The 13,083-nt window shown below is 36.8% G+C and carries 11 protein-coding genes; 8 read left to right on the plus strand and 3 right to left on the minus strand.

The genetic code is table 11. The features are described 5' to 3' along the window. Positions 1-18: 18 nt before the first annotated feature. Complete coding sequence (acnB, locus tag ACICP9_RS00195; RefSeq protein ID WP_395497869.1) at positions 19-2,607, minus strand: bifunctional aconitate hydratase 2/2-methylisocitrate dehydratase; 2,589 nt, start codon at positions 2,605-2,607, stop codon at positions 19-21. A 93-nt stretch (positions 2,608-2,700) separates the two neighbouring features. On the opposite strand from acnB, the gene ACICP9_RS00200 reads away from it, so the two are divergent. Further along, on the plus strand, positions 2,701-3,393 hold the full coding sequence (locus tag ACICP9_RS00200) for a YggS family pyridoxal phosphate-dependent enzyme (protein ID WP_395497871.1): 693 nt from the start codon (positions 2,701-2,703) through the stop codon (positions 3,391-3,393). A gap of 4 nt (positions 3,394-3,397) precedes the next feature. Here ACICP9_RS00200 and ACICP9_RS00205 read toward each other — a convergent pair whose 3' ends face one another. Both ACICP9_RS00205 and typA read right to left on the minus strand, forming a co-directional pair. Then, complete coding sequence (locus tag ACICP9_RS00205; RefSeq protein ID WP_395497873.1) at positions 3,398-4,774, minus strand: glycine--tRNA ligase; 1,377 nt, start codon at positions 4,772-4,774, stop codon at positions 3,398-3,400. 136 nt (positions 4,775-4,910) lie between these two features. Further along, positions 4,911-6,725, minus strand: coding sequence for a translational GTPase TypA (gene typA, locus ACICP9_RS00210; protein ID WP_395497875.1), 1,815 nt, complete (start codon positions 6,723-6,725; stop codon positions 4,911-4,913). A gap of 43 nt (positions 6,726-6,768) precedes the next feature. Here typA and ACICP9_RS00215 point away from each other — a divergent pair, with 43 nt between their 5' ends. The 7 genes from ACICP9_RS00215 to ispH all read left to right on the plus strand — a co-directional run bounded on the left by ACICP9_RS00215 (position 6,769) and on the right by ispH (position 13,056). Further along, positions 6,769-7,419: a hypothetical protein gene (locus tag ACICP9_RS00215; protein WP_395497877.1), complete on the plus strand. Its 651-nt coding sequence runs from the start codon at positions 6,769-6,771 to the stop codon at positions 7,417-7,419. Positions 7,420-7,626: 207 nt separating this feature from the next. Further along, the gene (gene ubiE, locus ACICP9_RS00220) at positions 7,627-8,373 is read left to right on the plus strand and encodes a bifunctional demethylmenaquinone methyltransferase/2-methoxy-6-polyprenyl-1,4-benzoquinol methylase UbiE (protein WP_395497879.1); all 747 of its coding nucleotides are present in this window, start codon (positions 7,627-7,629) and stop codon (positions 8,371-8,373) included. Next, positions 8,370-8,966 carry an SCP2 domain-containing protein gene (locus ACICP9_RS00225; RefSeq protein WP_395497881.1) on the plus strand — a complete coding sequence of 199 codons (597 nt, stop codon included), beginning with the start codon at positions 8,370-8,372 and terminating at the stop codon, positions 8,964-8,966. Before ubiE ends, ACICP9_RS00225 begins: the two co-directional genes overlap by 4 nt. A gap of 5 nt (positions 8,967-8,971) precedes the next feature. Continuing rightward, positions 8,972-10,633, plus strand: coding sequence for a ubiquinone biosynthesis regulatory protein kinase UbiB (gene ubiB / locus ACICP9_RS00230; RefSeq protein WP_395497883.1), 1,662 nt, complete (start codon positions 8,972-8,974; stop codon positions 10,631-10,633). Between the two features lie 187 nt (positions 10,634-10,820). Next, positions 10,821-11,210, plus strand: a complete 390-nt coding sequence (locus ACICP9_RS00235) for a PleD family two-component system response regulator (RefSeq protein ID WP_395497885.1) — start codon at positions 10,821-10,823, stop codon at positions 11,208-11,210. A 32-nt stretch (positions 11,211-11,242) separates the two neighbouring features. Continuing rightward, positions 11,243-11,977 (plus strand): ankyrin repeat domain-containing protein, encoded by a 735-nt coding sequence (locus ACICP9_RS00240; protein WP_395497887.1) that lies wholly within the window; start codon positions 11,243-11,245, stop codon positions 11,975-11,977. Between the two features lie 107 nt (positions 11,978-12,084). After that, positions 12,085-13,056, plus strand: a complete 972-nt coding sequence (gene ispH, locus ACICP9_RS00245; RefSeq protein ID WP_395497888.1) for a 4-hydroxy-3-methylbut-2-enyl diphosphate reductase — start codon at positions 12,085-12,087, stop codon at positions 13,054-13,056. Positions 13,057-13,083 lie beyond the last annotated feature (27 nt).

Consider the following 13,083-nt stretch of genomic DNA (forward strand, 5'->3'; position numbering starts at 1 on the left):
TTATTTAATGTTAATGACTTAAGTGGCAATTAACTGGTCAAGTTGTTTGGAAACATTTTGATAGTCTAGCATTTGATCAAAATTCAAATAGCGATATAAGTTTTCACTCATAGTGTCAATAAATTTCATTTTTTCTCTATATTCATCTAAGTTAGGGATATAACCAAGAATTGCTATTATCGCAGATAACTCAGCAGAAGCTAAAAAAACATTAGCATCTTTTCCCATACGATTAGGAAAGTTTCGAGTTGAGGTAGAAACGACAGTAGCACCATCACGTACACGAGCTTGATTACCCATACACAATGAACATCCGGGCATTTCCGTTCGCGCGCCTACGATGCTATAGGTTGAGTAATAACCTTCTTGCATTAATTGGTGGGCATCCATTTTGGTTGGAGGTGCTATCCATAATACAGTGGGTAATCGGTTGTTAAAATTCTTTAATAAACTTCCAGCGGCACGATAATGACCAATATTAGTCATGCAGGAACCTATGAATACTTCATCGACCTTAGTTTGTGCTACAGCAGATAAAGGCTTGATATTGTCTGGATCATTAGGACAAGCTAATAAAGGTTCTTTGATCTGATTCAGATCAATTTCGATGATTTCTGCATAGTTTGCATCAACATCTGGCTCTAATAATGTAGGTTCTGCTAACCAAGTTTCCATTGCTTCAATTCGACGCTGTAAACTACGAATATCGTGATAACCATTACTGATCATCCACTTTAGAAGAGAAATATTAGAGTTTAAATATTCAATGATCGGTTCTTTATTTAAGCGAACAGTACAACCGTTTGCAGAGCGTTCCGCAGATGCATCAGCAAGTTCAAAAGCTTGTTCAATTTTAAGATTGGGTAAGCCTTCAATTTCTAACACACGGCCTGAAAAGATATTTTTTTTATTTTTGCTATCTAGAGTGAGTAAGCCGCGTTGTAAGGCGATATAGGGGATTGCGTTGACTAAATCACGTAATGTGATGGTAGGTTGTATTTTGCCAGTAAACCTAACTAATATTGACTCTGGCATGGTTAACGGCATCACACCCATAGCGGCTGCAAAAGCAACGATACCTGAGCCACCAGGGAAACTAATACCGATAGGAAAACGCGTATGGGAATCGCCCCCGGTACCTACCGTATCGGGTAGTAGCATTCGATTAAGCCAAGAATGGATAATTCCATCGCCGGGCCTTAATACAACCCCGCCGCGTGAAGAGAAAAAATCTGGCAAGTTATGTTGTGTTTCTATATCAACAGGTTTTGGATAAGCTGCGGTGTGGCAAAAACTTTGCATGACTAGGTCTGCAGAAAATCCAAGACATGCAAGCTCTTTTAGTTCATCTCTGGTCATGGGTCCTGTAGTATCTTGTGAACCTACGGTTGCCATTTTTGGCTCGCAGTATGTTCCAGGACTAACACCAGGCAATCCACAGGCTTTACCTACTATTTTTTGGGCTAAGGTAAATCCCTTTCCATTTTGAGGAATAATTTCGGGACGGTTAAATTCCTGGGAAAAGGGATAAGACAATGTAGCTCGTACTTTATCGGTCAATGATCGACCAATAATTAAAGGTATTCTGCCACCTGCACGTACGGCGTCCATGAGTGTGAAGTTTGGTGTGAAATGAACTATTTCTTGACCTTGCTCATTCTCAATTCGTCCCTCGTAAGGATAGATGTGGATAATATTTCCCATGCGAAGCTGACTTACATCCACTTCGATAGGGAACGCACCAGAGTCTTCAGCTGTTGTACGGAAAATAGGGGCAATTTTTCCACCTAAAATAACTCCACCCCGGTTTTTATTAGGGACAAAAGGGATCCCATGGCCGATATGCCATAATAAGGAGTTGATAGCGGATTTTCGCGATGAACCGGTACCCACAACATCTCCAACAAATGCGATAGGATGACCTTTAGTTTTTAGCTGCTTAATGACTTGTAAAGCATCCGGCATACGATTACGAAACATAACTAAGCTGTGTAAAGGGATATCAGGGCGACTCCAGGCTTCAGTTGCGGGAGAAAGATCATCGGTATTGATCTCTCCAGAAACTTTAAAAACAGATAAAGTAAGCTTATTCGGCACTTTTGGCTTAGCAAGGAACCATTCCGCATTTCCCCAAGCTTCTACAACTTGATGGGCATAGTGATTGCCTTTTTTAGCTTTAGCTATGACATCATGATAGGCATCAAACATTAATAAGGTATGTGAAAGCTGTTTTGCCGCTATTTGAGCTATGTCATGTTGTCGATCGAGTAATTCAATTAGAATAGGAACATTATAGCCACCTAACATACTACCTAATAGCTCTATGGCGAGCATTGGAGTTATAAAAGGAGAATTAACTTCACCTTTTGTTAAGGCAGCAAGGAAAGCGGCTTTAACATAGGCGGCAGGATCGACTCCAGGTGCAACATGCTCAGCTAATAACTTGACTAGAAAAGCTGCTTCCTGTGAAAAAACGGGATTTTGAATTAATTCAATACACGCTGTAACCTGTGTTGCATCAAGCGGAAGAGGCGGAATACCGTGTTCAGCACGTTGCTGACTATGTTCTCGATAAGTCGCTAAAAAACGGGATGGTGATGCAGACACAATGACCTCACTTATTGTTTGATAATAAGATTATTATACTCTTTTAAATTATCATAAGTAAGTAAATCACTTATTAAGCGTTTTCCAGAAAATATGAAAAATGACATTTTTAACCGACTTTTTCAGCTTAGAGAAAAGATACGAAATGCAGAATGTCGTTTTGGACGAAGCCCCGGTTCAGTGCAGCTCATTGCTATTAGCAAGGCTCAGGATCTAGAGGCTATAAGGTCAGCAATAGCTGCTGAGCAGTTTGCCTTTGGTGAAAGCTATGTCCAGGAAGCGGCGGAAAAAATTCTAGATCTTCATAATCTAGGGCTCGAATGGCATTTTATAGGTAGAATTCAAGCGAATAAAACAAAATTTATTGCTAATAATTTTTCTTGGGTGCATAGCCTTGGGGAATTAAAGTTCGCTATAAAATTGAATAAGTATCGAAAAGAAGCAAATTTAACACCACTTAATGTTTGTATCCAAGTTAATTTGCAGAAAGAAGAAAGCAAGGCAGGGGTATATTTAGAACGTCTGGTTTGTTTAGCAAAATCAGTTGATAAGCTTTCCCATATCAATTTACGTGGCTTAATGGCAATTCCAAAACCTGAAAAAGAATTCTCTTGCCAGCGTAAAAGTTTTAAGGCTTTACGTTTAATCTTAATAAAATTACAAGCATTAGGTTTGCAACTAGATATGTTATCGATGGGTATGTCGGAGGATTTTGAAGCAGCTATTGCAGAAGGTGCAACGCATATTCGACTAGGCACAGCAATTTTTGGAAAAAGAAAATTATAAAATGCTATAAAAAGTAATTTTTTATATATTCTTCTAAGTGAGATAAGTGGATACGTGTTTGTTGCATCGTATCGCGATCACGTACCGTGATCGTGTCATGATTTTGAGAATTTTCACTTTTATTTATCGTGTCAAAATCAACTGTAATACACAACGGAGTTCCTATTTCATCATGACGTCGATAGCTTTTTCCAATATTTCCAGTATCTTCATAGGCAATTCGACCTAATCCTAAAGCTTGTATAGAACTCTTCAGAGTTTTTGCTTTTTCTACCAACAAACTATCATTGCGTTTCAAAGGGATAATAGCGACTTTGACAGGTGCTAGATGGGGTTTTATTTTCAATACTAAACGTTTCTTATCATCTTTTAGAGTTTCTTCTTCGTAAGCTTCTGTAAGTATCGCGAGCACACCTCGATCTAAACCTGCAGAGGGCTCAATTACGTAAGGTATAAAATGCGAGCCAGGAGGATCCTGAACCGATAGTTTAGCAATGCTTTCCTTGTTAACAGATACTTTGGCATGGATGGTCAATTCATTTTGACCTTGTGTATGCGAACCTAAATCATAATCGGTACGATTAGAAATTCCTTCTAGTTCTTCAAAGCCATGAGGAAATTTATAGAGTATATCAACTGTTGCTTTTGCATAATGGGCCAGTTCGGACGTGCTTTGCGTTAACAATTTTAATCTTTTGGTATTTAATCCTTGATTTTTCCACCATGCTAAGCGAGATTCAACCCAATATTGATGCCATTTTTCATCTTCACCAGGCTTAACAAAAAATTCAATTTCAAGTTGTTCAAACTCTCTGACTCTAAAAATAAAATTACGTGGTGTTATTTCGTTTCTAAATGCTTTACCAACTTGCGCTATACCAAAAGGAAGTTTAGGGGACATAGTGTCCATAATATTTTTAAAATTAGTAAATATTCCTTGAGCAGTTTCAGGGCGTAAATAGGCAAAAGCATCGAGGTCTTCTACAGGCCCCATGGTGGTTTTAAACATCATATTAAAAGCTCTTGGCTCAGTAAGATTGGTTGAACCACAGGCTTCGCATTTACCGTCTATAAGATGATCCGAGCGCCAACGTTTTTTGCATTGTTTGCAATCGACAAGTAAATCTGCAAACGTACTTTCATGACCTGAATAATAAAAAATTTTTCTATGGGTTAAAATGGCAGAGTCTAATCCATAGATATCATCACGTTCATAAACATTGGATTTCCACCAGGCAGTTTTCAAGTTATTTTTTAATTCGACACCTAAGGGGCCATAATCATAGATACCTTGTAGCCCCCCATAAATTTCAGCATTAGGGAAAATGAATCCTCTGCGTTTGCATAAAGATACGATTTCTTCTAGATTTTGCGCCACCATAGTATAATTTCCAAAGCTTGGGTTTTGAAAAGAGGTTTAATAAATTTTCATACCAAGAATTATACAACAGGTTTTCATAAAGACAGCGACAAAATTTAAGACAAGCAACGAACTAAACCAGCATAAAACTGATTTTTTAAACATCCCGCCCCGAACGTTTACGTTCATGCTCTTTCAAAAACTTTTTACGTAAACGTAAATAATGCGGAGTGACTTCTAATAATTCATCATCAGCGATAAATTCTAATGCTTGTTCTAATGAGAAGGTTATTGGAGGGGTCAAAATGATGTTCTCATCGGAGCCTGAGGCTCGGACGTTCGTGAGCTGCTTTCCTTTCACGACATTAACAACTAAGTCGTTATCACGCGAATGAATACCTACGATCATCCCTTCATAGACATCTGTTTGAGGACCAATTAATAGTTTACCTCGTTCTTGCAAATTGAATAAGGAAAATCCAGTCGCTTTACCCACTTGATTGGAGATCATGACACCATTGGCTCTGTTAGCAAGGGTTCCTTTTTTTACTGGACCATAATGATCAAAAACATGGTGCATTAGACCTAAACCAGAAGTAGCGGTTAAAAACTCGGTACGAAAACCAATTAACGCACGAGTGGGTATCTTGTAATCCAACCGGATACGCCCTTTTCCATCGGATACCATATCGACTAGATCTCCACGTCGGCTACCTAATTTTTCCATAATGTTTCCTTGATGTTGTTCTTCCAGATCTACAGTCAAGTTTTCATAGGGCTCTTTTATTTCACCATCGATTTCTTTTAAAATAACTTCAGGACGAGAGACACCTAGCTCATATCCTTCACGACGCATCGTTTCAATTAATATCGATAAATGTAATTCTCCTCTACCTGAAACGCGAAATCGGTTTGGGTCTTCAGTGTCTTCAACTTTAAGTGCAACATTATGAAGTAGTTCTTTATCGAGGCGTTCTCTGATTTGTCTACTAGTAACAAATTTTCCATCTTTCCCTGAAAAAGGTGAGTTATTGACTTGGAAGGTCATACTCATTGTCGGCTCATCAACTGTTAAAGCCGGTAAGGCCTCTACCAAGTTAGGGTCACATAAAGTATCAGAGATGTTCAACGTATCAATACCTGTGACGGCGATGATATCACCGGCTTCAGCTTGATCGATTTCGATACGTTCCAAGCCTCGATAGCCTAAAATTTGTAATATACGAGCCGATCGAGTTTTTCCTTCTCTGTCTATTAAAACAACAGGCATATTCGCTTTAGCGCACCCTCTCTGAATACGACCAATACCAATAGTGCCTACATAACTAGAATAGTCCAAGGTGGTAATTTGCATTTGAAAGGGTCCTTGGGGGTTAACTGCGGGTGGTGCGACTTTATTAATAATCGTTTCAAATAAAGGAGCCAGATCGGAACTTGGGTTTTTAAGGTCCAATGTTGCATAACCTTGTAAAGCCGAAGCATAGATAATAGGGAAATCAAGTTGTTCTTCGGTAGCACCCAATCGATCAAATAGATCAAACACCTGATTAATCACCCAATCAGGCCTAGCGCTGGCCCGGTCAATTTTATTAACGACAACGATGGGTTTTAAACCTTTAGCAAAGGCTTTTTGGGTAACGAATCGTGTTTGTGGCATTGGGCCATCCACTGCGTCGACGAGTAGTAAAACCGAATCTACCATAGACAAGATACGTTCGACTTCGCCACCAAAGTCAGCATGCCCGGGGGTATCGACAATATTAATCCGATAACCATGCCATTCTATGGAAGTGTTTTTGGCAAGTATAGTAATGCCTCGTTCACGTTCCAGATCGTTACTATCCATAATACGCTCCACTGGAGCCGCTCGACTTGAGAGAGTCCCAGATTGTTGTAACAATTTATCTACGAGTGTGGTTTTCCCGTGATCAACATGGGCAATTATGGCGATATTACGTATATTTTGGATCATGATAGTTTAAGAAGTTAGAAATTAGAGTGTTCAAAAAGAGTGCATGATAACGCAAAGCAAGGCATTTCTGCTAGCGTGTCCTACACTGATAGAAAGGCAATTAATATTGAGAGGTTTTATCATGGGAGTGCTTTTATTGCAACCAACTACGACAGCTCAATGGCAGTCTTTAGTGAAGGACGCAGAATCGAGTAGTAATCTGAGGTTAAATAATGAACTAGAGAGTTATTTGGTTTTTTTATTGGGCTATTATAATCAACGTCCTGATATCGCGAATTCCATTTTAGCGAAAGAATTTCTAACCGGAATGACTGAAAAATATGCAAGACAACGAGAGTGTTTGCGTGAGGTAGGAGATAAATGCTTACTATTTGCTGGTTTTTTTCCAGAGCAGGCCGAAAAAAAACGGGTCAAAATTAAATATTTTATTGAATTAGGTCAAACAGCCTATATCCAAGTGGCTAGTTTGTCGAAAGCAGGTTCTGCTTCTCTTTATAGTGCGTTAAGTTATGATTTTATTAGTTTGATGGAAATCTTGCATGCAATTCGTGGCCTCAGTGATCCAATTAATGAATTAACCCCTTTACAAGCTGTTGAATTATGGACTGATGTTAAAAGTCAGCATGCTTTAGCGGTTTTACGTAAACATATATCCTACCCAGGGGCTTTTATTGAATCACTTCTAAAACATTAGTCTCAATAGTGTTGATTATTGAATTCATAAAGCGTTGATAGTTTTTCTAATTGAATTAAGAACAATCATTTTTGCAGATTAGCGGATCTTAGTCTGGATTTCTGAATTATTAAAAAAAGTCATTTTCTTGCCGAAAACAAACTAGCTAGTTAAGATAGATTAACTAAAATAATCAATCTAATGCCAGCTTTTTTTCCTAGTATTAAAATGAATGAAACCTTAACTACAGATTTTGGCTACCAAACTATCCCGGTTAATGAAAAAAATAGCCGGGTGGGCGAGGTTTTTCAGTCAGTAGCTGACAAATATGACCTTATGAATGATCTGATGTCATTTGGCCTGCATCGTTTATGGAAAAAATTTGCCGTGCAATTAGCTCAACTTCGTCGCGGGGATAGTGTACTTGATGTGGCAGGAGGCACGGGTGATTTGGTAAAGGCATTTATTAAACAAATAGGACCCCAAGGTAAGGCTATTTTGTTAGATATAAATGCTTCGATGTTAAATATAGGCCGAGATCGGCTTCTGAATTTAGGTCTTACAGAAATAAATGTCATCCAAGCTAATGCAGAATATTTACCCTTTACTGAGGCTAGCTTTGATTGTTTAAGTATCGCTTTTGGATTACGTAATGTAACGAATAAGGAAACAGCACTACAATCAATGTATCAGGTTTTAAAACCCGGTGGACGATTACTCGTTCTAGAATTTTCTAAACCCATACTGGGTTTTTTACAAACTTTATATCATCGTTATTCTTTCGACTTTTTACCTAAGTTAGGGGAGTGGATTGCTAATGATGAAGCAAGCTATCGTTATTTGGTTGAATCCATACGCCGTCATCCAGACCAAAAGACACTTCAGAATCTTATTCTAGCGACAGGATTTGATGAGTGTGAATACTATAATCTCAGTGGGGGAATAGTTGCATTACATAGAGCGTGGAAATTTTGATTACCTCCAATATAATATTATCCGCTCAAGAAGTGATACTTAATCGCTATCTTAATCTTGATCCTGAGTCTAAAGCGCATTTGCGTAAATTATCAGGTAAAGTAATAAAGGTAGAATGGGTCCCTTTAACCTATTATTGGCTTTTTAAATCTGATTCAATTTATTTAAGTAAAGATTATAACGGACCTACGGATTTAATATTACGCGGTTCAACGTTTGATTTTTTACGTGTGGCTTTTATAAAAAAAGATAAAGCGCTTACAGATGTCCCTCTGCAAGTTTTAGGTGATATGGAGTTTGGAAAACAGTTTAAAGAGTTTTTTTCAAATCTAGAAATTGATTATGAAGAACAATTATCAAAGTTATTGGGTGATGTTGCAGCTTACCCAATGATACAAATGCTTAAAATAATACGTTGTTGGACTAGACAAAACATAGAAAATTTAGGAGAAAATTTGACCAACTATGTCCAGACAGAAATGAATTGGTTAGTATCAGATGAAGAATTACAGCTTTTTTTTTCCGATATTGATGAACTACGTAACGATTGTGCCCGATTAGAAGCTCGGATAAAAAGGTTGGAAAAAAGGTAGAGTTGATGAAATCAATATCTCGTTTAGTTCGTTTAATGCAGATCAGTTTTATTCTTTTTCGTTATAGTCTTGATGAATTAGTCTTCTCTCTACATTTATTTCGTCCCTTACGTTTTTTTGTTTATTTAAATCCTTATCGAAGGGTTAATAAAAAAATGCCTAGAGGAGAAAGAATTCGTCTTGCGTTAGAAGATTTAGGACCAATTTTCGTTAAATTTGGTCAAGCTTTATCGACACGTCGGGATTTTATTCCTATTGATATAGCGGATGAATTAGCTAAACTCCAAGATCAAGTTCCTCCTTTTTCTGGAGAGGAAGCAAAATCTATTATAGAAGCCCATATTAAAAAGCCTATTATTGAGGCATTTTCTGAATTTAACGTTAATCCTTTGGCATCTGCTTCGATTGCTCAGGTTCACGCCGCTAAGTTATTGACAACAGGTCAAGAAGTAGTCGTTAAAGTTTTACGACCAGGAATTTATAAAAGAATTAGTCGAGATATTGATTTATTATATGCTTTAGCGGACTTAACTTTACGTTATTGGCGACCTGCTAAGCAACTTAGACCCCGTGAAATTGTAGCAGAATTTGAAGCGTGTTTAAAAAATGAATTAGATTTATTACGTGAAGGAGCTAACGCCTCTCAGCTGCGTCGTAATTTTTCTAATTCTGATTTGCTTTATATTCCAGAAGTGCATTGGCCGTATACGTTTCATAAAGTCTTAGTCATGGAGCGCATTTATGGTATTTCAATCTCTGATATTGCGACTTTAAAAAAACAAGGAATCAATTTAAAAAAATTAGCTGAAAGAGGCGTTGAAATTTTCTTTACGCAAGTTTTTCGTGATTGCTTTTTTCATGCTGATATGCATCCAGGGAATATTTTTGTTTCATCTAAAAATAAGGAAAATCCTCAGTATTTAGGCGTTGATTTCGGAATTATGGGTAGTTTAAGCCCAGATGATCAACGTTATCTTGCAGAAAATTTGATGGCTTTTTTTAATAGAGATTATCGTCGCGTCGCACAATTGCATGTTGAATCAGGTTGGGTTGCAGAAAATACAAGAATTAATGAATTTGAAGCCGCAATTCGTACCGTATGCGAACCTATTTTTGAAAGACCTTTAAAAGAAATTTCTTTTGGACAGTTGCTTTTACGATTATTTCAAACGGCTAGACGATTTAATATGGAAGTACAACCGCAATTAATACTATTACAAAAAACGCTGTTTAACGTTGAAGGCTTAGGTAGGCAATTGTATCCAGATTTGGATTTATGGAATACGGCCAAGCCTTTTTTAGAGCACTGGTTGCGTAAACAAGTGGGGCCACGGGTTTTTTTTCGAAAAATTCGGGAATATGCACCCTATTGGGCAGAAAAATTTCCTGAATTTCCAGATTTAATATATCAAGTAATGCTTGAATTGCGCCATAAAAAGCAGTCCAAATGTTTGCATTGCACCAAAGAAAAAGAAAAGAAACAAATAAGTAAACGATCTTTTTGGTTTATAGGTTTGGGTATAGCCACTGCTTGTATCGTTTGGACTTTGTTAGATCTCAGTGCTAAGGATGTTGCGCATGTAGCATCTATCTATGTATGGATTTTAGGTTTAGGAGGTTTGGGTTTATTTTTAGGTGCGATGATTAATTTACGAAAATTAAATTAATTTTATTTTAAACACGGAGTGTTTATGGGATTTTATGGATTAAATCTAATATCATGCCTTATTATTTTTATAATTGCTTTACTATTATTTGGCCCTAAATATTTAGGAATTATTTTCAAGGATCTATATTTTTTATGGAATAAGTGTCTTAATTTTTTTTTCTTAAAGTTATATAACGTAAAATCAAGTGATAATAAAACCGAATCCGAAACAGATACTACTGGTGGATGACGACGAATTGTTTCTAAAAATATTAACTCAATATTTAGATGAAGCTCAATATTCCTATATAGCTTGTAAAGATAGCCAACTCGCTCACAATTATCTGCTACAAGATCCCGATAAATTTTTTGTTGTTTTAAGCGATAGAGTTATGCCAAAACTTCATGGTTTACAGTTATTAACACAAATGAAAAGAAATGCATTAGAAATTCCTTTAGTGTTATTTTCTGGTGAAGCAAGTAAGGAAGAAAGGTGTGAAGCCATAGCGCAAGGTGTCTATGATTTTTTTTATAAACCTATTTCCAAAGAATTACTTTTCGCATTGTTGAAAAAAATAAAAAAACAATTACTATAGTTGTTGATAAGTAATTAAAAGGAGAGAGAAAAATGATTAGCTCTAATTTCAATTGGGAAAATAATTCGTTATTTACCTTGGCAAATATCGGTGATGTTCAATTATTTGAGTATTGGTTAAATAAAAAAAAACTAAATATTGATGCTCAAGATGAAGATGGTGATACTCCTTTACATTATGCCTCAAAAAGAGGACATAAAGATTTGGTGATTAACTTATTAAACAAGGGTGCGATAATTAGTTCGAATAAAAAAAAACGAACTGCTTTACAAGATGCTTATGCTTGTAATCAAGCTAAAGTAGCAAAAGAAATTACTAAATTTGTAGTCCAAAAAAATTCGGTAAAAAATATACTTCAATTCCAGAAATCTATTAAAGTAGGTTCTCAAGAGAAACAAGAACTGGATCGACTTGCTAATGGCTTTATACAGTATTTACGAAAAAATTACCTTGATAGGAACATCTTTATTCGTTTTTCAGCTAAGCATACTCGAAGAGCCAACCTACTAATCATTGCAGCTCGACGCTGTAGCACGATTAAGGAGTTTAAAGACTTATTAAATAATCAGCTTAACTTATTTAAGGGTGTTCCAGCGAACTCTATATCTAAGGCTATACTTGATAAGCGATGGTCTGAAGAAATTAGGAATAAACCTAAGGATTTAAACAAATCTCTTTTTTATAAAACGATAACTACTTTTGTTGTTGAAAGGCTTTCTAATAATAATGTGAACAATAGAAGTATTAGGGACGTTTCCCATCGCTAATTTTACAAAAAATTGAATACTGTTATTGTTTTGGGCTCATTTCTTGCATAAAGCTTGCAATTTTTTTGCGCATCTCTAAAATATATACTCCTTCTAAGAGCTGTGCTATGAGAATCGTTTTAGCTAATCCTCGAGGTTTTTGTGCCGGCGTTGACCGCGCTATAGAAATTGTCAAGCGAGCATTAAATCTATTTGGTGAGCCTATCTATGTGCGTCATGAGGTAGTACACAATCGAATTGTAGTTGCAGAATTACAGCAAAAAGGAGTAATCTTTGTTGAGCACATCAATGAAATCCCCCGAGGTTCCACGGCTATTTTTAGCGCTCACGGAGTTTCTCAAGTGGTGCGCGAAGCCGCAAAGCAACGTAATTTAAGAATTTTTGATGCGACTTGTCCTTTAGTGACTAAGGTGCATATAGAGGTAGCTCGTTATAATCGCTTGGGTCAGGAATGTGTTTTGATCGGCCATGCTGATCATCCCGAAGTAGAAGGAAGCTTAGGGCACTATGATAATCCTGACGGAGGAATCTATTTAGTAGAAAATATTCGGGATGTCGCTTTGTTAAAAGTTAAAAATCCTCTTTTATTGAGTTATGTTACACAAACTACGCTATCTCTTGATGATACTAAATCAATTATACAAGCTCTGAAGCAACGCTTCCCAAAGATTACTACCCCTAAGAAGGAAGATATTTGTTACGCAACACAAAACCGCCAATTCGCTGTTAAAGAATTAGCAAAGCAATGTGATATGGTATTAGTTTTAGGATCCGTTAATAGCTCGAATTCTAATCGATTGAAAGAATTGGCAGAACGTTTAGGGAAACCCGCCTATTTAATTGATTCTGCTGAAGATATTCCAACGAGCTGGTTAATTGAGAAAGAATCTATTGGTATTACTGCAGGCGCATCTGCACCGGAATTTTTAGTACAAGATGTTGTAACCTATATAAAAACAATTCCTAATTGGCGAGATTGTTTGGTTTCAGAATTAATGGGTATAAAGGAAAATGTTGCTTTCGCCTTACCACGGGGATTAAGAATTCCTTTAGCAATCGAAACTGAAACACTAAGCTAATGTTAAATAAATTTATTTAAGAGTTTG

It is taken from the genome of Rickettsiella endosymbiont of Litargus connexus (assembly GCF_964277335.1).
GTDB classification, from domain to species: domain Bacteria; phylum Pseudomonadota; class Gammaproteobacteria; order Diplorickettsiales; family Diplorickettsiaceae; genus Aquirickettsiella; species Aquirickettsiella isopodorum.

What these genes read in the sequence shown, in the direction of transcription:
- ACICP9_RS00200 (WP_395497871.1), top strand. Translation starts at nt 2,701, where the DNA reads ATGAAAAATGACATTTTTAACCGACTTTTTCAGCTTAGAGAAAAGATA.
- ACICP9_RS00205 (WP_395497873.1), bottom strand. Translation starts at nt 4,774, where the DNA reads ATGGTGGCGCAAAATCTAGAAGAAATCGTATCTTTATGCAAACGCAGA.
- typA (WP_395497875.1), bottom strand. Translation starts at nt 6,725, where the DNA reads ATGATCCAAAATATACGTAATATCGCCATAATTGCCCATGTTGATCAC.
- ACICP9_RS00215 (WP_395497877.1), top strand. Translation starts at nt 6,769, where the DNA reads ATGATAACGCAAAGCAAGGCATTTCTGCTAGCGTGTCCTACACTGATA.
- ubiE (WP_395497879.1), top strand. Translation starts at nt 7,627, where the DNA reads ATGAATGAAACCTTAACTACAGATTTTGGCTACCAAACTATCCCGGTT.
- ubiB (WP_395497883.1), top strand. Translation starts at nt 8,972, where the DNA reads ATGAAATCAATATCTCGTTTAGTTCGTTTAATGCAGATCAGTTTTATT.
- ACICP9_RS00240 (WP_395497887.1), top strand. Translation starts at nt 11,243, where the DNA reads ATGATTAGCTCTAATTTCAATTGGGAAAATAATTCGTTATTTACCTTG.
- ispH (WP_395497888.1), top strand. Translation starts at nt 12,085, where the DNA reads ATGAGAATCGTTTTAGCTAATCCTCGAGGTTTTTGTGCCGGCGTTGAC.